The 18,477-nt window shown below is 59.3% G+C and carries 18 protein-coding genes; 10 read left to right on the top strand and 8 right to left on the bottom strand.

Translation table 11 applies throughout. From position 1 onward, the window contains the following. Positions 1-24: 24 nt before the first annotated feature. Positions 25-882, bottom strand: coding sequence for a nucleoside triphosphate pyrophosphohydrolase (mazG, locus tag ACR0JB_RS06535; protein WP_170505630.1), 858 nt, complete (start codon positions 880-882; stop codon positions 25-27). A 66-nt stretch (positions 883-948) separates the two neighbouring features. Here mazG and ACR0JB_RS06530 point away from each other — a divergent pair, with 66 nt between their 5' ends. From ACR0JB_RS06530 to ACR0JB_RS06515, 4 genes are all read left to right on the top strand, one after another. Continuing rightward, on the top strand, positions 949-2,112 hold the full coding sequence (locus ACR0JB_RS06530) for a M20 aminoacylase family protein (RefSeq protein WP_170396062.1): 1,164 nt from the start codon (positions 949-951) through the stop codon (positions 2,110-2,112). Between the two features lie 12 nt (positions 2,113-2,124). After that, entirely contained in the window at positions 2,125-3,093 is a 969-nt protein-coding gene (gene speB / locus ACR0JB_RS06525) for an agmatinase (protein ID WP_170396060.1), read from the top strand. Between the two features lie 77 nt (positions 3,094-3,170). Next, positions 3,171-4,118 carry an agmatinase gene (speB, locus tag ACR0JB_RS06520; RefSeq protein WP_170348950.1) on the top strand — a complete coding sequence of 316 codons (948 nt, stop codon included), beginning with the start codon at positions 3,171-3,173 and terminating at the stop codon, positions 4,116-4,118. 63 nt (positions 4,119-4,181) lie between these two features. After that, on the top strand, positions 4,182-4,586 hold the full coding sequence (locus ACR0JB_RS06515) for a DUF1499 domain-containing protein (protein WP_170396055.1): 405 nt from the start codon (positions 4,182-4,184) through the stop codon (positions 4,584-4,586). Here the strand turns inward: ACR0JB_RS06515 and ACR0JB_RS06510 are convergent. Next, positions 4,512-4,814: a hypothetical protein gene (locus tag ACR0JB_RS06510; protein ID WP_170396053.1), complete on the bottom strand. Its 303-nt coding sequence runs from the start codon at positions 4,812-4,814 to the stop codon at positions 4,512-4,514. The genes ACR0JB_RS06515 and ACR0JB_RS06510 overlap by 75 nt on opposite strands. A gap of 62 nt (positions 4,815-4,876) precedes the next feature. On the opposite strand from ACR0JB_RS06510, the gene prfA reads away from it, so the two are divergent. From prfA to ACR0JB_RS06495, 3 genes are all read left to right on the top strand, one after another. Then, positions 4,877-5,932, top strand: coding sequence for a peptide chain release factor 1 (prfA, locus tag ACR0JB_RS06505; RefSeq protein WP_170396051.1), 1,056 nt, complete (start codon positions 4,877-4,879; stop codon positions 5,930-5,932). Continuing rightward, positions 5,929-6,771, top strand: coding sequence for a peptide chain release factor N(5)-glutamine methyltransferase (gene prmC, locus ACR0JB_RS06500; RefSeq protein ID WP_170375656.1), 843 nt, complete (start codon positions 5,929-5,931; stop codon positions 6,769-6,771). The genes prfA and prmC overlap by 4 nt, the downstream gene beginning before the upstream one ends. Positions 6,772-7,014: 243 nt before the next feature. Further along, positions 7,015-7,605 (top strand): DUF4167 domain-containing protein, encoded by a 591-nt coding sequence (locus ACR0JB_RS06495; RefSeq protein WP_170348945.1) that lies wholly within the window; start codon positions 7,015-7,017, stop codon positions 7,603-7,605. Between the two features lie 57 nt (positions 7,606-7,662). Here ACR0JB_RS06495 and rsmA read toward each other — a convergent pair whose 3' ends face one another. The 5 genes from rsmA to lptG all read right to left on the bottom strand — a co-directional run bounded on the left by rsmA (position 7,663) and on the right by lptG (position 14,047). Then, a complete protein-coding gene (rsmA, locus tag ACR0JB_RS06490; RefSeq protein WP_170396049.1) occupies positions 7,663-8,505 on the bottom strand; it encodes a 16S rRNA (adenine(1518)-N(6)/adenine(1519)-N(6))-dimethyltransferase RsmA in 843 nt (280 codons plus the stop codon). Positions 8,506-8,578: 73 nt separating this feature from the next. Further along, positions 8,579-9,544 carry a 4-hydroxythreonine-4-phosphate dehydrogenase PdxA gene (pdxA, locus tag ACR0JB_RS06485; protein ID WP_170424718.1) on the bottom strand — a complete coding sequence of 322 codons (966 nt, stop codon included), beginning with the start codon at positions 9,542-9,544 and terminating at the stop codon, positions 8,579-8,581. Then, positions 9,541-10,794 (bottom strand): peptidylprolyl isomerase, encoded by a 1,254-nt coding sequence (locus ACR0JB_RS06480; RefSeq protein WP_480789763.1) that lies wholly within the window; start codon positions 10,792-10,794, stop codon positions 9,541-9,543. The genes pdxA and ACR0JB_RS06480 overlap by 4 nt, the downstream gene beginning before the upstream one ends. After that, positions 10,785-12,947, bottom strand: a complete 2,163-nt coding sequence (locus tag ACR0JB_RS06475) for an LPS-assembly protein LptD (protein WP_170348941.1) — start codon at positions 12,945-12,947, stop codon at positions 10,785-10,787. Before ACR0JB_RS06475 ends, ACR0JB_RS06480 begins: the two co-directional genes overlap by 10 nt. Beyond that, on the bottom strand, positions 12,947-14,047 hold the full coding sequence (gene lptG / locus ACR0JB_RS06470; protein ID WP_170348940.1) for an LPS export ABC transporter permease LptG: 1,101 nt from the start codon (positions 14,045-14,047) through the stop codon (positions 12,947-12,949). The genes ACR0JB_RS06475 and lptG overlap by 1 nt, the downstream gene beginning before the upstream one ends. Before the next feature lie 240 nt (positions 14,048-14,287). Between lptG and ACR0JB_RS06465 the strand changes: the two genes are divergently transcribed. Genes ACR0JB_RS06465 through ACR0JB_RS06455 form a run of 3 tightly spaced genes read left to right on the top strand, consistent with a single transcriptional unit; the run spans position 14,288 to position 17,299 of the window. Next, positions 14,288-15,754 (top strand): leucyl aminopeptidase, encoded by a 1,467-nt coding sequence (locus ACR0JB_RS06465; RefSeq protein ID WP_480789762.1) that lies wholly within the window; start codon positions 14,288-14,290, stop codon positions 15,752-15,754. A 4-nt stretch (positions 15,755-15,758) separates the two neighbouring features. Beyond that, positions 15,759-16,217 (top strand): DNA polymerase III subunit chi, encoded by a 459-nt coding sequence (locus ACR0JB_RS06460; protein WP_170358808.1) that lies wholly within the window; start codon positions 15,759-15,761, stop codon positions 16,215-16,217. 35 nt (positions 16,218-16,252) lie between these two features. After that, the gene (locus tag ACR0JB_RS06455; protein ID WP_170396041.1) at positions 16,253-17,299 is read left to right on the top strand and encodes an aldo/keto reductase; all 1,047 of its coding nucleotides are present in this window, start codon (positions 16,253-16,255) and stop codon (positions 17,297-17,299) included. A gap of 66 nt (positions 17,300-17,365) precedes the next feature. Here ACR0JB_RS06455 and ACR0JB_RS06450 read toward each other — a convergent pair whose 3' ends face one another. After that, positions 17,366-18,352, bottom strand: coding sequence for a GlxA family transcriptional regulator (locus ACR0JB_RS06450; RefSeq protein ID WP_170358804.1), 987 nt, complete (start codon positions 18,350-18,352; stop codon positions 17,366-17,368). Positions 18,353-18,477: the final 125 nt, after the last annotated feature.

The raw sequence follows: 18,477 nt of genomic DNA, 5'->3' as shown, positions 1-18,477 counted from the left end.
TGTCATCCCACTTGTCCAGCGGTTTCAGGCCTCGGTCGCGGCGTCCACAGGCGGGAGTTTGCCATTGGCGCGGTGCTCTTCGATCTTCACCTCATCCCACAGCTCATCCATTTCGGCCAAATTACTTTGCGACGGTGTTTTCCCGCGCGCGGCAAGACGTGCTTCGACCTGTTCGAACCGCCGCGTGAACTTGGCGTTGGTACGGCGCAGGGCGGCTTCGGGTTCGATGCCCAGGTGACGGCCCAGATTGACCATCACGAACAGCAAATCTCCAAACTCGTCCTCTAACGCATCGGTATCCATGCTGTTGCGGGCCTCTTCCAGCTCAGCTGCCTCTTCGGTGATCTTGGCGAGTACATGGCTGGCATCGGGCCAGTCGAATCCCACGCGGGCGGCGCGTTTTTGCAGCTTATGGGCGCGCAACAGGGCAGGCAGGTTCGCGGCCACACCGTCCAAAGCGCCTTTTTGTTCCTTGCCCTCACGCTCGGCTGCCTTGATGGTTTCCCAATCCACCGTTTGCTGTTCCGCAGATTTGTCGCGGGATTCGTCGCCGAACACATGCGGGTGGCGGTCGACCATCTTGTCCGACATGGTGCGCACCACGTCCTGAAAAGTGAAATGTCCAGCCTCTTCAGCCATTTGCGCGTGGAAGACGGACTGGAACAGCAGGTCACCCAGCTCACCCTTCAGTTCGTCATAGGCGTTGCGTTCGATGGCATCGGCGACCTCATAGGCTTCTTCGATCGTATAAGGGGCGATGGTGGCGAAATCCTGTTCGATATCCCACGGGCAGCCTGATTCCGGGTCGCGCAGGCGGCGCATGATTTCCAGCAAACGCTCGATACCCGCATCGCTGTCGTGGATCAGAGGATTTTCGGCCATTGCGAACCCTTTCGTTCCGGTGTCAGATGCATCCATTCCGCAGTCAGGATCAGGAGTCCACCCCAGATGCCCGTCGTCAACCGAATTGCCGATTTCTCTGCCGATATGGCCGCATGGCGCCGGCACCTGCATTCGATCCCTGAATTAGAGTTCGAATGTCACGAAACATCTGCTTTCGTCGCCGACCGACTGCGCGAGTTCGGTGTGGATGAGCTGCATGAGGGCATTGCCAAGACGGGCATAGTGGCAATCATCAATGGGCAGGGTGAGGGGCCGACCATCGGCTTGCGCGCCGATATGGACGCCTTGCCGATCCCTGAGGAGACAGGCGTATCTTACGCGTCCAAAAACCCCGGCAAGATGCACGCCTGCGGGCATGACGGGCACACCACGATGCTCTTGGGTGCGGCACGCTATCTGACAGAGACGCGGAATTTCCGCGGTCGCGTGGCGCTGATCTTTCAGCCCGCCGAAGAAGAGGGCGGCGGGGCCGGTGTCATGGTCGAAGAGGGGATCATGGATCGGTTCAATATCTCTCAGGTCTATGCGCTGCACAACGCGCCCGGTTTTGCCGAAGGGTCCTTTTACACCACGCCGGGGCCAATCATGGCGGCAGTGGACACGTTCGAGGTTCATATTCAGGGCGTCGGAGGCCACGGCGCCATGCCGCATGAAACACGCGATCCGGTGATGGCGGCCTGTGGTATCGCGCAAGCGATACAGACTATTGTCAGCCGCAACCACTATGCGCTGGATGATCTGGTGGTCTCGGTCACGCAAATCCACACGGGAACGGTGAACAATGTGATCCCTGATACGGCCTTCATCAACGGTACAGTCCGGACGTTTGACCCTGCTGTTCAGAAGATGGTGATAGAGCGGATGGAACAGATCGTGCAGGGACAGGCGACCTCGTATGGGGTCACGGCGCGGCTGGACTATGAAAAGAACTATCCCGCCACGATAAACGACGCCGAAAAGGCTGGTTTCGCAGCCGATGTCGCGCGCGACATCTCGGGCGCTGACCGGGTAACCGCCAACGCAGGGCGTGAGATGGGGGCCGAGGATTTTTCTTATATGTTACAGGCTCGGCCCGGCGCATATCTGTTCCTGGGGCAGGGTGAGGGCGCAGGACTGCATCACCCCAAATACAACTTCAATGACGAGATTGCGCCGGTTGGCGCCTCGTTCTTTGCACGGATCGTCGAAAAGGCGCAGCCTTTGGGCTGAAGGGGGGAAGAAATGTCACTGGAAGACGCAAAAAATCAAGTAGATGAGGCCTTCACCAATCCGGACCTCAAAGGGTTGTCATTCGAAAATACGTTCGGTGGTGCGACGTCATTCCTGCGGCGGCTCTATACCAAAGAGCTGAAGGGCGTAGATATCGCCGTGACCGGCGTGCCGTTCGATCAGGCCGTGACCAACCGCCCCGGAACCCGTCTTGGCCCCCGCGCAATCCGCGAGGCCAGCGCTCTGCAATCGCCGGATGCGCCCTATGGATGGCCCTTCGACGCGCTCAGCGAATTGGCAATCGTGGATTACGGAGATATGGCCTATGACTACGCCAATATCCCGGCCTTTCCCGATACGTTGACGGATCATATCCGTACTATTCTGGCGGCCGACGTGGCCTCGGTTTCGTTGGGCGGAGATCACTATATCAGCTTTCCGATTCTAAAAGCCTATGCAGAGAAGTACGGGCCAATGTCGCTACTGCAATTCGATGCGCATACAGACACCTGGGCCGATGATGATATGTCTCGTGTCGATCACGGGACGATGTTCTACAAGGCGGTGAAATCGGGGATCGTGGACCCCAATCGCTCGGTCCAGGTGGGTATTCGCACTACGAATGAGGACACGTTGGGCGTCAACATCATCGATGCGCGCGAGGTGTATGAATCTGGTCCTGCCGCCGTGGCGCAAAAGATCAAGGGTATTCTGGGCGACAGCCCCGTTTACCTGAGCTTTGACATCGACGGTCTGGACCCGGCCTTCGCCCCCGGCACCGGCACGCCCGTCTGGGGTGGGCTGACTTCGATACAAACGCAGATCATCCTGCGCGACATTGCCGGCATCAACATCAAAGGGGGGGACGTGGTCGAGGTCTCTCCGCCTTTTGATACGTCCGGTGCCACGGCGATTGCGGGCGCGCATGTGGCGACGCAGATCATTTGTCTGCTGGGGTGGAATAAGCTGGTCTCGGATTAATTCAACAGGCTTAACCATTGGTTAGGCATCTTTCCGATATCTGGTTAACCAAAAGGCCGGACGGGAGAATGACGGGAATGACAGAATATAACCAACCCATCAGCGGCAATGATCTGGCGCGGTTTTCGGGACCGAACACGTTTATGCGCCTGCCGCAGGTGGATTCGCTTGCCGGGTTGGACGTGGCGGTGCTGGGGATTCCCATGGACATAGGCACTTCGTGGCGGTCGGGGACGCGGTTCGGACCCAAGCAAATCCGCAGCGAAAGTGCGATGATCCGGCCCTATAACATGGCCACGTTTGCGGCCCCGTTCGACAGCCTTCAAATCGCGGATATCGGCGATCTTGCGATCAATACATTCTCGTTGGCCGACAGTCTGAAAATCATCAAGGAAAGCTATGATGCCATCCTGGCACAGGGTGTGACGCCGGTGGCAATGGGGGGCGATCACTCGATCACCCTGCCGATCCTGCGGTCAATCGCTGCCAAACACGGGCCGGTGGCACTGGTCCATGTCGATGCCCATGCAGACGTGAATGATGAGATGTTTGGTGAAAGAGAAACGCATGGCACGGTTTTCCGCCGCGCCTACGAAGAGGGGCTGATCGTCCCTGATAAAACCTTTCAGATCGGCATTCGCGGCTCGGGCTACGCAGCATCGGATTTTACCGAGGCTAAGGGCTGGGGCTTTCGCCAATTCCCTGCTTGGGAGCTGTGGCAGCAAAATCTGACCGTGACAGGTGCCCAGATTCGCAAAGAGATCGGCGAGCATCCGGTTTACATCTCGTACGATATCGACAGCCTGGACCCCTCTATCGCCCCAGGCACCGGCACGCCCGAGATTGCCGGGCTGACCACGCCACAGGCGTTACAGCTAATCCACGCGCTGGCGGGTATGAATGTGGTGGGCTGTGATCTGGTCGAGGTTTCCCCTCCGTATGACGCTACCGGCAACACCGCACTGACAGCGGCGAACCTGCTGTTCGAGATGTTGTGCATTCTACCTGGCGTGACGTCACGATAGGGGCAGTGGCGCCTTGCCACGACCAGCGATCCGAATATTGTTTTGCAAAGCGATGGGATCGGGATGAAAAGAATGTTTTTTTGGGGATTGGTTGCCTGCTTGATCGCCATGGCTGCCATTCGCTTAGCCCCATCAGACCCCAATCGTTGGCACGTCGCCCCTGTCGGAGACACGGATCGCGATATGCCGGGCGGCGTGTTTCGGGTGATCGAAAGTGACCCCGACCGTTTTGCGCGTCTGCATGAAATCGTGACAGATACTCCCCGAACCTACCTGCTGGCGGGATCCGTGCGAGAGGGGATGGTCACCTACATAACGCGCAGCAAGGCTTTTGGCTTCCCAGATTACACAACGATTCAGCAGGATGGAGATATTCTGCGCATTAATGGACGATTAAGATTCGGTCGGCGAGATTTCGGGGTAAACAGAAACCGGGTTGATGGGTGGTTGACCAAGTTGCAGTTCTGACGACAAACACCCCTCTTGCACTTCGCGCCACATGGGGACGTTCAGGGACATTTGGCACTGGGCGGTGAACATGCGGCCATCGACTTGTAGGCAGATCATCTCACCCAACTCGATGCGCGTTCCGGATTTGTCGGTGCAATAGCAGTCCTGTACCTTGCCTCCGGGACCGACCACATCGGCCATGGCCGGGGCTGCGCACAACAAAATAACAAGTGCCAAACGTGTCATAGCGTCAGCTTAGCACAGGGACGGCTCTTGACCAAAGCGCCGGATTAAGAGACACCGCGCGGATGATCCCCGAAGAACGCCTTGAACAGATAACTCAGCGATTCCAGTATCTCGAAGCGGCCATGGCAGATGGCGCCTCGGGCGGGGATATTGCGGCCTTGGCCAAGGAGTATTCTGATCTGAAGCCGGTCGTGGATCAGATCATGGCGTGGCGTCAGCTGGTCGCCGATCTGGCCGAGGCTGAAACGATGCTGGCCGATCCCGACATGAAAGAGCTGGCCGAGGAAGAAATCCCCGAGCTTCAGGCCCGTATCCCGCAGGCCGAACAAGCCCTGCAACTGGCGTTGTTGCCGCGGGACAAGGCCGATGCGCGTCCAGCGATGTTGGAAATCCGCCCTGGAACGGGCGGGGATGAGGCTGCGTTGTTCGCGGGCGATCTGCTGCGCATGTATCAACGCTATGCCGAAGCGCGCGGCTGGCAGTTTGAGATCATTGAAGAGCAAGCCTCGGACCTTGGCGGTATTAAAGAGGTAGTGGCCCACATCAAGGGCGACAATGTCTTTGCCCGCATGAAATACGAATCCGGTGTACACCGCGTTCAGCGAGTACCCGAAACCGAAAGCGGTGGGCGGATTCATACCTCGGCAGCCACCGTGGCGGTTCTGCCCGAGGCCGAGGATGTGGACATTCAGATCGACGCCAATGACATTCGCATCGACACGATGCGCAGTTCGGGCGCGGGCGGGCAGCACGTTAACACGACGGATTCGGCTGTGCGGATCACACACCTGCCCAGCGGTCTGGTGGTGACGAGTTCCGAGAAGTCTCAGCACCGCAACCGTGAAATAGCGATGCAGGTCCTGAAAACGCGCCTGTATGATCTTGAACGCCAACGGATCGACAGCGAACGATCCGCTGATCGCGCCAGTCAGGTAGGCTCGGGCGACCGGTCCGAGCGGATCAGGACGTATAATTTTCCGCAGGGGCGGATGACGGATCACCGCATCAACCTGACGCTCTATAAGCTGGATCAGGTGATGCAGGGCGATCTGGATGAGGTGATCGACGCGCTGACCGCTGACGGCCAGGCCCGCCTGCTGGCCGAGATGGCACAATGATCGCTGCGTTGACTGCCGCCCAGGCCATGGTTGCCGCCACCGCCCGCTTGCGCGCTGCTGGAGTCGATGATCCGGCACGTGATGCGCGGGTTTTGCTGGCCCATGCCGCACGGATAGAGGCCAGCCGAGTCACGTTGATTGCACCCGAGGAACTGTCGCCCGAGATTGCCGAACGGTACGATCACCTGATCTCGCTGCGGGCTATCCGCGTGCCGGTGTCGCACTTGCTGGGAGAGCGCGAGTTTTATGGTCGCAGGTTCCGTGTCAGCCGAGATGTGCTGGACCCGCGCCCTGAAACCGAGACTCTGGTCGAGGCGGCGTTAAGCGAACCGTTCGATCATGTTCTGGACTTGGGCACAGGCTCTGGCTGTATCTTGATTACTCTGCTGGCCGAGCGCACCAGTGCTTCGGGTATCGGTGCGGATCTAAGCGAATCCGCCTGTCTGCAAGCCAGCGCCAATGCGGTGCAGCATCAGGTGCAGGACAGGGTCGAGATTTTACGCTCGGATTGGTTTGAAAATATCGAAGGGTTGTTTGACCTGATTGTTGCAAACCCGCCCTATATTTCGCTGGAGGAGATGCAGGACCTGTCCCCCGAGGTGCGTGAACATGAACCGCGCATGGCACTGACGGACGAAGGGGACGGGCTGGGCGCATACCGCCATATTGCCGCCTCGGCCCCGGATTTTCTGATGCCCGGCGGGCGGATTCTGGTTGAAATCGGACCGACACAGGGTAAGGCCGTTGCAGCCCTTTTCCAAGCGGCTGGGCTAGTTGATGCAGGCGTTATCCCCGATCTGGACGGTCGAGATCGTGTTGTTGTCGCCAGAATGCCGTAAAATTGGCGCAAGATGAGGCTGAAATGCGCCGATCAATGTAAAAAAGCTGCGAATTTTTGGACAAACCTCTTGTCTGTAGGCGCTGGACATGCTTACTCAGAGTTAGTCGGAGAGGTTGACGCTGTTTCAGCGGGCCCCTGACGCCAAGCCCAAAAAAGTCGACATCGCGTGACGGCTAATGCCATTGAGCAGTGCAGGACGCGACTTGATCGGCACCGAATGACAAGGCTGACGTAAAGTACGATGAGATCTTCTAAATCCCGCTCGCGGGCCAAGAATAACCGCAATCGCCCCTCTGGCGGCAACGTTGTTAACCGGGTTTTCGATAGTTCAGGCCCCGAAGGCAAGGTGCGCGGCACGCCCCAGCAGATCATTGACAAATACAACCAGCTGGCGCGCGACGCCCAGCTAGGTAACGACCGTGTGGCAGCTGAGAACTTTCAGCAGCACGCCGAGCATTATCTGCGTCTGCTCAGCGAGGCGCAGCGCGAAATCGAAGCGCGCCGCGAAGAGCAAGAGCGCCAGAATCGCGAACGTCAGGCCGAGCGTGACCGGGAACGTGCCGAACGACAGGAGCGCGAAGCGGCCCGTCAGGCCGATCCCGCCGAGGCACCGCAACCCGACGTGATGGATTTCGGAGCCGAAGCTTCCGCCCCCGAATCCGGTCTGGTCGAGACCCCGGAAAGCAAAGATGCCGCCCCGGTGGTCGATGCGCCCGAGAAATCGGAGAAGAAAGAAAAACCTGCACGCCGCCCGCGTGCGCGCAAGCCCAAGGCTGCACCGGTTGAGGATGCCCCTAAAACGGATGGGGATGCGCCAGAAGCGGCGGAATAAAAAAAGACTGCGAAATTGCGAAAGCCCCGGATTAATCCGGGGCTTTTTCTTTTACTCTTAGCTTTTTTTGACTTCGCGCGCTAAAGCACAAAACGCCTCAAGCGGGACCTGTTCGGCCCGTTCGGTGGGCTGGATGCCAGCTGCGAGCAACCTGTCTTCGATATCCGATGCAACGCCTTTTAACGATGAGCGCAGCATTTTCCGGCGCTGGTTAAAGGCAGCCGCGACGACGCGTGACAGTGTGGCAGCATCGGCCGGATAACGCGGCTCGGGCAGGGCGGTCAGGTGAACAACGGCGCTGGAAACCTTGGGTGGAGGGGTGAAGGCACCAGGCGGCAATGACATGGCGATCCGCGCCTCGGCCCGCCATTGGGCGAGGATGGCGAGGCGGCCATAGGCCTTGCTGCCAGGTTGGGCGACGATACGCTCGGCCACCTCACGCTGGAACATCAGGGTCAGGCTCTGCCAGAAGGGCGGCCACTCCGGCGGGGTAAGCCAGCGAACCAGCAACTCGGTCCCGACATTATAGGGCAGGTTGGCGGCAATGCGGATTGGCGGGGCCAGATGGGCCAGCGGGTCGATTTCAAGCGCATCGCCGTTGATCACCTCAAGCCGACCGGGATAGGCGGCTGCGATATCGTTCATGGCCGCGATGCAGCGTGTGTCTTTTTCCACCGCCACGACCTTGCGTGCGCCCTCTGACAACAACCCACGGGTCAGGCCTCCGGGGCCCGGGCCAATTTCCAACACGTCGCATTCCGTAAGATTTCCGGCCTGACGCGCGATCTTGGCCGTCAGGTTCAAGTCCAGCAAAAAATTCTGCCCCAGCGATTTGCGGGCCGAAAGCTGGTGGGTCGCGATGACTTCGCGTAGCGGAGGGAGATTGTCGATTGCACTCATGATCCGGTTGCCGTGACGCGGGGTGCGCCGATGATTTTGCCTTTGGTTGGGGTATTTTCAGCCAACAGAAGGGTCAAGCGCTTTGTGCCATGCGTTGGGCCAGCTTCAGTGCTTCGATCAGGCTGGTGGGTGTGGCGGTGCCTTGGCCTGCGATATCCAGTGCGGTGCCGTGATCGGGTGAGGTGCGGATAAAGGGAAGGCCAAGCGTCACGTTGACCCCGCGATCGAAATCCAGCGTTTTGATCGGGATCAGTGCTTGATCGTGATACATCGCAATCGCTGCGTCATAACGGGCGCGCGCAGCGGCGTGGAACATCGTATCGGCAGGGTGTGGCCCGGTAACAGTGTAGCTGTCGTCAGGGAGGTCGGCGATCAGGGGCGCGATCCAGTCCAACTCTTCATGGCCCATCTTCCCGCCTTCACCGGCGTGGGGGTTCAGACCCGCGATGGCAATACGAGGATGCGCGATACCGAATTGATTGCGCAGTCCTTGGACGGTGATTGCGATGGTGTCGCGCAGCAGTTCCGGAGTCAGAGCCGAAGGCACCTGGGACAGCGCGATATGGATGGTTGCGGGCACCACGCGCAATTGCGCGCTGGCCAGCATCATGACCACCCGGTCCCGACCGGCGAGGGCGGCGAGAAATTCGGTATGGCCGGGATAAGCGAAGCTGGCGCCGTCGATCAGGGCTTTCTTGTGGATCGGCGCGGTACAAAGCGCCGAGGCCGCACCGGATTGCACCAGCGAAACACCGCGCTCAATAGCGGCGATGACTGAGGGCGCGTTGGCCGGATCGGGTTGGCCGGGGACATTGGGTGCAGGAAAGTCCAGTTGCAGAACCGGCAGTGCCGAGGCGCTGATTTTAACAGATTCGGACGGGTCAGTTATGCGAACAACCGGCGTTCCCGACGGCAAGTGGGTCGCGTCACCGATATAGAAAAACGGGCATGTGTCGCGAAGGTCCGACCACGCTTTGGCTGCGATTTCCGGGCCTATTCCGGCCGGGTCACCACAGCTGAGCGCGATCGGGAATGTCATTGCTCGACGATGTTTGCTTCGGCGCGCAGCTGCGCCACAAGGCTGTTAGCAAAAGCCTCGAGACGTTGTTGCGTCAGCGCGTTGGCAACGTCCACTCGCGAAGTCTCTTCGCCCAGATCACGGGTGCGGGTGCAGAGCATCAGGAACATCAGGGTCTGGCCATTGTTGCGGGTCAGCGTGGTGGACACCTCATTCAGGTCAAGCTTGGCAAGCTCCAGCGCCACGTCACGCGGAATCTCACCGGGGCTGGCCTGAATCCGTTGCAATACTTCTGGTGGTTGGTCCTTGGCGATGCCGTAGAGGTCATCGCAGGTGTCAATTTCTTCTCTGAGTTTGGCCGCCCGTGCCAGGGTTTCAGAACTACGGCCACCGGCCATATTATAGATCGCGTAGTCTATCTCGGAATAGTTGGTCGCGCTGGTCGCGACCTCACGCAGTCCGCGCATCTGGAACAGCGCAATGGCGTTGGGCAACGAAAGCGGCTGTGTGATCTCTCCGTCCTTCAAACCCAGGATCACCGGTTGCAGTGCTGGCGGCAGGCTGGTGAGGCTCAGCCAGTCAAGTCGTCCACCATTATCGCGGGTGGCTGCCGCTGAGTATTGTGTGGCTGCGGCGGAAAACGAGTCAAACCCCTGCAGTTGGGCAATCTCTTGGGCAAGCAGATCAGCCTGGGCAATGGTTTGCTGGTTCACTGGGATAATGATTTCGGACAGCAGCACCTGCAGGCCACCGCTGTCAGTTTGACCCAGGGCGCGGTTGATCTCGTCCTCGGACGGGCGAGCCTGTGACAGGAAACGCGCACTGACATAGTCGCGCCAAGCAACCTGATCGGCCACGAAATCCCGAACGGTTTCGCGATCAACACCCTGATCGGCGAGCAGTTGCAGGAACCGGTCAGTCGACAATTGCCCACGCGCGGCAAATTCGTCGATGCCGACCTGAATGTCTTCGGGGGCTGCCTGGATTCCGGCCTCGCGCATAATCTGGCGACGCAGCCTTTCGTCGATCAGCGCATCACGGACTTCGGCGTCGGACGCACCGGGGGCACCCAGTGCGGTCAGGAATTGTTGCCGTTGTGACAGCTCGTACCAGGTGATGATGTCCTGATTGACCTTGATCGCGGGCGAAAACAGGCTTTGGGCACCAGCTTGTGGCGACGTCAAAGCCAGCGCAGCCCCGATCAGCATTGGGGCGACCGGTTTAAGCCAACCGGAGCGGAGGAAACTGGTGAAACCTGAAATCAACTGCATCTTCTCTTGTACTGTTGGCCGCCACTGTTAACGGAGTACCCCGTCAAGGCTACGGTAAAGCCGAATTCTGTCGAAGGCTCAATACTTGATGATGAAGTAAAGCGCCTACTGACATTCATGTTAACCTGTACGCATTCATTCTGATACGTCACCCCCAACCCATAGCGGATCGGTTCGGATTCGCTTAGGTCATAGCGCGCCAGGGCCCGTGTGTTCCAGTTCTGATCCACCCGGTAACGTCCGGTCAACCGAACTTCGGAAATCTCGTCGTCGATACCTTCAGCCGGGTCCGGCTCTTGCCAGCCATAGCTTCCGGTGAAGCCGACCCGCGGCTGTTGCCAGCCGACCCGCAGTTCGGCTTTGGAAAAGCTGAAATCTCCGTTCAACAAGCCACGGCCGGCCAGACGCCAGCCGTTATTAGTTTGAATCTGACCTGCCAGCAGCAAGTCTGAGGTTGTCCCCTGCAAGCCCGAGGTCAGGTTGAAACTGGGGTCAGCATCTGCACGGTACACCTGACCTATCGTGGCAAGAGCCCGCCAGCCGCCGGCTGCATAGCGGGACCAGTTCAGGCCCACAACGCCGGTCACGCCGTCTTCGCGCCGGTCGGGGGCTGGAAAGCGGGACAGGGACAGCAAGTTACCCTGATCGAATTCCTGAAACGTACTTTCGTCATTTGGCACGTCATCGTCCGAGACATGAGTCCAGCCGATCTGGGCAATCGGTTCCAATATCTGCGTCGCCCCTGATGACTCGCGCTTGCGCATCGGATAACGCAGCGTCAAAGCCGCACGTGGCGTGGTGCGCGTTACGTTGTCAGGGAAATCGCTGTCGTGACGAATGTTAAACGCATCGACCGACGCACCGGCCCGCACCTCGGCCCGAAGGCCCGACGCAAAAGTCCAGTCGCGCAGCCATTCGGCATCAAAGGTGGCACGAGCAACGTCCCGTCCGACGATATCCTCGTCACTGGTACGTTCATGCGCGTGAGTAACAAAGCCCAACCGAACCTCGCCGCCCACAGAGGTCGGGAACAGACGCTTTTCATAATACAGATCAAAGATCCGTGACGGGATTTCGTCCTGTTCCTCGCTATCGCGCAGGGTTTTATAGTGGGTGAAACTGGTACGGAACGCCGTGTCGCGTTTGATCCGTTCCAGCGCAACTTCGCTACGCAGCCGATCCAGATCTGGCAGGCCATAATCGGCCAGATAAGCATCGTCTGACGTTGTTCTGATGTTGAAAAGGAACCGATAACCGTCGTTCAGGTTGAACCAGCCATTGGCAAACAGGTAACCGCGATCCTCACCCGGCTGCAGATCATCGCGGGTATAGGCGCCCTCAAGCTGGATGCGCCCCCTTTTAAAGGCCTGTCGATAGCGAAACCCAAGTGTATTGGTCTTGGACGAGACATAGGGCGTCAGTGTCAGATCCTTGTGGTCACCCAGCTTGATGAAATACGGCACCTGGACGCCAGTGCCCAACTGCGAGGTGGTTCGGATCGACGGTACCAAGAACCCGGTGGCCCGCTCGAGCGTCGGGTCCGGCAGTCGCAGATAGGGGAAATAGAACACTGGCACATCCAGCACCCGAAGCTGCGCCCCTTCAAAATAGAGTTGCCGTTCCAGTTGATCATGCGTGACCTTGCGGGCGCGGATCTGCCAGATCGGCGGTTTGCCATTCGCGCAGACATGGCACGAGGTGGCCGAAACTTTGCTGAACTGCGTATACCTGCCCGCCGCGCGCGTGGCCTGAACCGAAGCAATCTGCACCTGCTGGTCGAACACCATCCGCGCGCCGATCAGCAGGCCATTCTGAATACCGTCATCCAGTTCGGCCGAGTCCGCCAGGATTGTCGTATCACCGGCCTGATCGATACGGATTGGCCCCTCCAGCGTAAGCGCGCCGGTATCGCGGTCATAGGTGATGCGGTCAGCGGTGATTTTGATGTCACCCTGAAAAGCTTCGACATTGCCTTCAGCCACCAGCACGCGTTCGGGTGTGATGAAGATTTCGTCAGCCACCAGCAGGGCGGGCTGGTCCTCTTGCTGGGTGTCCTGCGCCGGGCCAGGGGCTGATTGGGTCTGGGCGGCGGCACCTGTTGGCATTGCCAGAGCCACAGCGCCGGACAGCAAAAGACTTGATATGAGCCGCATCAGCCGTCCTCCGCATGGAGAAGAAGGCCAAGGGAAAGAAGAATGGCTGCAAAGGGCGGAGCCCAGGCTGCGACGAAGATTGGCAATTGACCGTTTTCTCCGAGTATTTGGGCAAAGTTGCGAACGAAGTAGATTGAGAATCCCAAAAGCACTGCGGACAGAACCGCGATACCGGTGCCACCAAAACGGACATGGCGCATGGTAAAGGCCGCGCCGATCATCACCATGGCCACCAGAAAGAGCGGCCGCGCAAGTTGAACCTGCAACCAGACCTCATATTGCTTGGTGGAAAATCCGGCTTCGCGGAGATCACGGATAAGCTGTGGCAAGTCGTAGACGGATACGGAATCCTGCTGGCCCAGCGTGTCCAGAATGCGTTGGCGCGTCAGCGTGGTGGGAATTTCGATGCGCTGATGTGTTTGAGCCGTCGCCTCGGGGTTCATATCATCCGCCAGAGACCAGATCTTGGCATTGTGCAATATCCAAGACCCGTTCGACAGCTGTGCCCGATTGGCATTGATTTGCTGTGTTGGTTTACCATCCGGCGAAAATGTAACGATCGTTACGCCGGTTAGTTCCAACGCATCCGCATTTGTGGTGCCGCGCGCGTGGATGACCGATTGCCCATTTTCCGAACCCTGCCGCAACCAAAGCCCCTCGCTGGTGATCGACAGCGCCGAGTTGCCTTTGTCTTTGTAGGCATCAGACAGGCGTCGGTACTCCTCGGACGTGGCGGCGGTGATCGGGTTCAGCAAGGCCACCGCGAGGGTCCCAATGATCAATGCCAACGTGACCGGAGCCAGCAGCGCCCGGATACCGGACCGCCCGATGGCGCGTGTCACTACCAGTTCGGAATTGCGCGCCAAGCCGATGAACAATGCAATGGTGGCAAGGATGACCAGCAAGGGCAGCATCTCGCTTATCGCTGCGGGTGAATTCAGCAAGGTCAGGTGCAGCAGTGTGCCAAAGGACAGCCCCTCTGAGTTGAACCGGCGGGCTTGTTCGACCAGATCGATCAGAATCAGCAGCGTTAGAAAAATGCCGCCAATGACCAGAAAGCTCTGCATGAACCGACGGGCGAAATAGCGGTCGAGGATCACGATTGTGCCTCCGCCTTGATCCGGCAGCAGGTGTAATCGGCACCGAAAAGGCCAGAATCACCTTCGCCTGCGCGGATGCGCAACGGCATATGCCTGCCCTGTCTCGCCAATTCGTTCTCCCCCGATCCTGCCGGAATTTTTCCGCGACTGTAATGCAATTGGCACGCGGGGAAAACTGCTATCTGGTCAAGCCGCGCGGTGCGGGCTAGGTCTTGGGGAACAGTTTTTGAGGAGTTCGCAATGAGCAGTCTTGTCCCGATCCGGTTTCAGCCCTTTGATACGGATGCAATGGCGCAAGCCGAAGGCCGGGTGGCGGTAATCATCCCATCGGACGGCAAGATGAGCCCCGCGGTGCGTCGGGCCAACCGTCTGACCCGTGGCGCGGTGGCGCGTCTGGTGGAAAGTTCCCGGTTTGAAAAGGTAAAGACGGGCGATGTGATCTCGATGGCCTGGCCTGGTGGAATGACGGCCGAGGCGCTGGATATCGTGATCCTGCCCCGCCGTCCTGATCCGGCCGAGGCCCGCAAGGCGGGCGCGGCGCTGGCCAAGCTGGCAGGGGGCAAGGACGTGCTGGTGATGGCAGGCAATCAGGTCCGGACCGAAGATCTGACGATGGGCATCGTGCTGCGCACCTATGATTTCGACGCGCACAAGACCAAAGAGGCGGAAGATGTTGGCACCGTCACCATCAGTCACCAGAAACCCGACGAGGTCGAAGCCGCCTTTGCCCCGCAATACGCCGTGGCCGATGGGGTGCGGATGACCCGTGATCTGACCAACGAGCCTGCAAACGTCCTGACCACCACTGAATTCGCCGACCGTTTGGCCGAGATGGCGGAGCTGGGCCTTGAGGTTGAAGTTCTGGAAGAGGACAAACTGGCCGAGTTGGGCATGCGAACGCTGCTGAGCGTCGGGCAGGGTTCGGTCAGCCCTTCGAAGGTTGTGGTGATGCAGTGGAACGGCGGTGACAAGGACGACGCGCCACTGGCTCTGGTGGGTAAGGGTGTCGTGTTCGACACCGGTGGTATCTCGCTGAAACCCGCAGGCGGCATGGAAGACATGACCATGGATATGGGCGGTGCGGGCGTTGTCGCAGGCACCATGCGTGCGTTGGCTAAGCGCAAGGCCAAGGCCAACGTGGTCGGTCTGGTCGGACTGGTCGAAAACATGCCGTCCGGCAATGCCAGCCGTCCGGGCGATGTGGTCAAGTCGATGAAGGGCGATACGGTCGAGATCATCAACACCGACGCCGAAGGGCGTTTGGTTCTGTGCGATGTGATGTGGTACACGCAAGAGCGGTTCCAACCGGTGGGCATGATCGATCTGGCCACGCTGACCGGCGCGGTGATCATTGGTCTGGGCCACGAGAATGCCGGTGTATTTTCCAATAATGACACGTTCTGCGATGCCTTCCTGAAATCGGCTAAGGCCGAGGATGAAGGCGCGTGGCGCCTGCCGCTGGGCGAAGGGTACGACAAACAGTTGAAGTCGCGCATTGCTGATATGAAAAATGTCGGCGGTCGCCCGGCAGGGTCGATCACAGCGGCGCAATTCCTGCAGCGTTTTGTGAAAGAAGAAACGCCTTGGATTCACCTCGATATTGCGGGTGTGGCCTCGGTGTCGTCAGAAACATCCTATGCGCCCAAAGGGGCAACCGGCTGGGGCGTTCGCGCGCTCAGCCGTTTGGTGCAGGATAACTTCGAGTAATCGTATGGGTGCCGTCTATTTCTACCACCTGACCCGTCAGCCCTTGGAACACACCTTGCCGGTGCTGCTGGACAAGGCGCGGCAGGCTGGGTGGAAGATTGCCGTGCGGGGCACAGATCCGGCACGGATGGACTGGCTGGATGAAAAGCTGTGGCTGGGGCCCGAGGACGGGTTCCTGCCACATGGGCGCGAAGGTGGCCCGCATGACGCGGCGCAGCCTGTTTTGCTGACGACCGGGCCAGAGGCAGCCAATGAACCGGCCTGTGTCATGGCCGTGGACGGCGCGCCGGTAAACGCCGACGAGGTGGCTTCGCTGGAGCGTGTCTGCATCCTGTTCGATGGCAATGATGATATGGCTGTCCAGCAGGCGCGCGGCCAGTGGAAAGCACTAACTAGCGCGGGTTGTTCGGCGCAATACTGGTCCGAGGAATCGGGCCGGTGGGAGAAGAAGGCCGAGGCGTAAGAGGCTGATCTTAAAAGCTTTCCGGAGACTGACAGATGGAAACAAGACCATTAGGCCGCACGGGAATTTCGGTGACAGACTTATGTCTGGGTACGATGACCTTTGGCACACAGACGTCCGAGGCGGATGGCCACAAGCAGTTGGATATGGCGCTGGCAGCCGGGATTAATTTCGTTGATACGGCCGAGATGTATCCGGTGAACCCGGTCGCAAGGGAAACCGTGGGTCGGACCGAAGAGATTCTGGGCAGCTGGAACGCTGCCAACCCGTCCCGTCGTGCAGATTACGTACTGGCAACCAAACACTCGGGGGCAGGGTTCGCCCACGCCCGCGATGGCGCGCAGATTTCGGGAAAGACGATCCCCGAAGCGATCGATGGCTCACTGCGGCGGCTGCACACGGATTGCATTGATCTCTATCAGTTTCACTGGCCGAACCGGGGCAGTTACATGTTCCGGCAAAACTGGAATTATGCACCTTCGGGGCACAACACCAACGAAGTATTGGACAACATGCAGGATTGCCTTGAGGCCCTGCAAGTACAGGTCGACAAGGGCAATATCCGCGCCTTTGGCCTGTCCAACGAAAGCGCTTGGGGTACGGCGCAATGGCTGCGGATTGCCGAGCAAATGGGCGCGCCGCGTGTGGCCTCGGTTCAGAATGAGTATTCGATTCTATGCCGGCACTTCGATACGGATATGGCGGAACTCAGTGTGCATGAAGATGTGGGCTTGATGGCCTTTTCTCCGTTGGGGGCGGGATTTCTGACCGGCAAGTATCAGGGTGATGCGGTGCCCATCGGATCACGTATGTCGCTGGTGCCCGAGATGGGCGGGCGCACCGGTCCACGCGTGTTTGGGGCCGTGGCGGCTTATCTGGAGATTGCTGAGCGGCATGGGTTGGACCCGGTGCATATGGCACTGGCTTGGTGTCGGACGCGGCCGTTCATGATGTCGGCTATTTTCGGCGCGACCTCGGTGGCACAGCTGGAGCATATCCTGGCCGGTAAGGACTTGCGGCTGTCCGATGAGGTCGTGGCAGAAATCGGTCAGGCGCACCGCGCGCATCCTATGCCGTTCTAGTGGATCTGCCTCCGCTGCACGAGGTACGCCTCCCCGAGATATTTTTAGCCAGCTGAAGCGGATTCCTCAGTGATGAGTAGGTTGTATACGTTCCTGCCGCAGGTCACGGGCCGAGAGGCCGTGTGCGGTGCGGAAAGCACGTGCAAAGCTGGATTGTGAGGCGAACCCCGTAGCCAGGGCCACATCCATCAGCGGCATGTCGGTGTCGGTAACCAGGCGGCGGGCCTCGGCCAAGCGTAACTGCAGATAGTGGTCCTGCGGCGTTGTGTTCAGGCGCAGGCGAAATTGCTGCTGCAGGGTGCGGGGGCTGGTGCCGAGGGTTTCGGCGATGTCCGCCAGTGGCAGCGGCTCGTCCAGCGAAGATTCCATCAAGGTGTTCGCCTTGGCCGTCAGCGCCGTATGGCGGTGTGGGGCACCGGTCCGGCTTTGCGGTTTTGTGGGCTCGGGCGCACCGTCGTACAGGAAAAGACCCGAGACGCGGGCAGCAAAACCGGCACCGTGGCGGGCAGCGATAATGTGCAGCATCATTTCGACCGCTGGGATAGCGCCACCTGAGGTCAGGCGATTGCCGGATACGGTGAAACGATCGGGGCGAACGTCAATATCGGGGAATCGGGTGGCGAAATTGTCCAAGTCTTCCCAGTGAGTTGTGGCTGCGTGTCCATCCAGCAGGCCAGCCTCGGCCAACAGCCAGGGGCCTCCGTCAATGCCCGCCATGGTGGCACCAGTGCCCGCAATACGGCGCAGTCCGGCCAGCAGACTGGGTGTGGCGTGTCGGGCCAGTTGGAACCCCGCGACAACGATCATCAGATCGCAGCTTTGCAACCGTGCCAGCGGAACACCCGGTACGTTCAGTGCGCTGGTCAACATCGCGGGTTCTGCCGTTGCCGTCACATAATCCCAGTCGAAAGCGGGACGATCCGCCAGACGGTTGGCAGCCCGCATTGGATCAACGGCCGAGGCGAAGCTGAGCGTGTTGCATTCGTCCAGAACCAGCACAGCCGTTTTCAGGGCGCGATGTTCGGGTTGGAGTATGTTTTTTGCGGATTTCATCAAGTTCGATTCGCATTCTGGCAAGTGTTTCCACAAGGCTGCGTCAGAGTCGGGGGTGAACGCAAATCGGAATCCGTGGAGAAGCCTGGGGAAAACTCACGGCAAAACCGGGTATAACTTGGGGA

The sequence above is a fragment of the Ruegeria sp. BI7 genome (assembly GCF_056537925.1).
The sequence above is the reverse complement of the archived record's forward strand: the minus strand, read 5'-3'. Positions and strand labels throughout refer to the sequence as shown.

Excerpts from the sequence above, each read along its gene's own strand:
- prfA (WP_170396051.1), top strand. The coding sequence starts at position 4,877 with ATGATCCCCGAAGAACGCCTTGAACAGATAACTCAGCGATTCCAGTAT.
- speB (WP_170348950.1), top strand. The coding sequence starts at position 3,171 with ATGACAGAATATAACCAACCCATCAGCGGCAATGATCTGGCGCGGTTT.
- ACR0JB_RS06460 (WP_170358808.1), top strand. The coding sequence starts at position 15,759 with ATGGGTGCCGTCTATTTCTACCACCTGACCCGTCAGCCCTTGGAACAC.
- pdxA (WP_170424718.1), bottom strand. The coding sequence starts at position 9,544 with ATGACATTCCCGATCGCGCTCAGCTGTGGTGACCCGGCCGGAATAGGC.
- ACR0JB_RS06510 (WP_170396053.1), bottom strand. The coding sequence starts at position 4,814 with ATGACACGTTTGGCACTTGTTATTTTGTTGTGCGCAGCCCCGGCCATG.
- ACR0JB_RS06480 (WP_480789763.1), bottom strand. The coding sequence starts at position 10,794 with ATGCAGTTGATTTCAGGTTTCACCAGTTTCCTCCGCTCCGGTTGGCTT.
- ACR0JB_RS06495 (WP_170348945.1), top strand. The coding sequence starts at position 7,015 with ATGAGATCTTCTAAATCCCGCTCGCGGGCCAAGAATAACCGCAATCGC.
- speB (WP_170396060.1), top strand. The coding sequence starts at position 2,125 with ATGTCACTGGAAGACGCAAAAAATCAAGTAGATGAGGCCTTCACCAAT.
- ACR0JB_RS06475 (WP_170348941.1), bottom strand. The coding sequence starts at position 12,947 with ATGCGGCTCATATCAAGTCTTTTGCTGTCCGGCGCTGTGGCTCTGGCA.
- rsmA (WP_170396049.1), bottom strand. The coding sequence starts at position 8,505 with ATGAGTGCAATCGACAATCTCCCTCCGCTACGCGAAGTCATCGCGACC.
- ACR0JB_RS06455 (WP_170396041.1), top strand. The coding sequence starts at position 16,253 with ATGGAAACAAGACCATTAGGCCGCACGGGAATTTCGGTGACAGACTTA.
- ACR0JB_RS06450 (WP_170358804.1), bottom strand. The coding sequence starts at position 18,352 with ATGAAATCCGCAAAAAACATACTCCAACCCGAACATCGCGCCCTGAAA.
- ACR0JB_RS06465 (WP_480789762.1), top strand. The coding sequence starts at position 14,288 with ATGAGCAGTCTTGTCCCGATCCGGTTTCAGCCCTTTGATACGGATGCA.
- ACR0JB_RS06530 (WP_170396062.1), top strand. The coding sequence starts at position 949 with ATGCCCGTCGTCAACCGAATTGCCGATTTCTCTGCCGATATGGCCGCA.
- prmC (WP_170375656.1), top strand. The coding sequence starts at position 5,929 with ATGATCGCTGCGTTGACTGCCGCCCAGGCCATGGTTGCCGCCACCGCC.
- ACR0JB_RS06515 (WP_170396055.1), top strand. The coding sequence starts at position 4,182 with ATGAAAAGAATGTTTTTTTGGGGATTGGTTGCCTGCTTGATCGCCATG.
- mazG (WP_170505630.1), bottom strand. The coding sequence starts at position 882 with ATGGCCGAAAATCCTCTGATCCACGACAGCGATGCGGGTATCGAGCGT.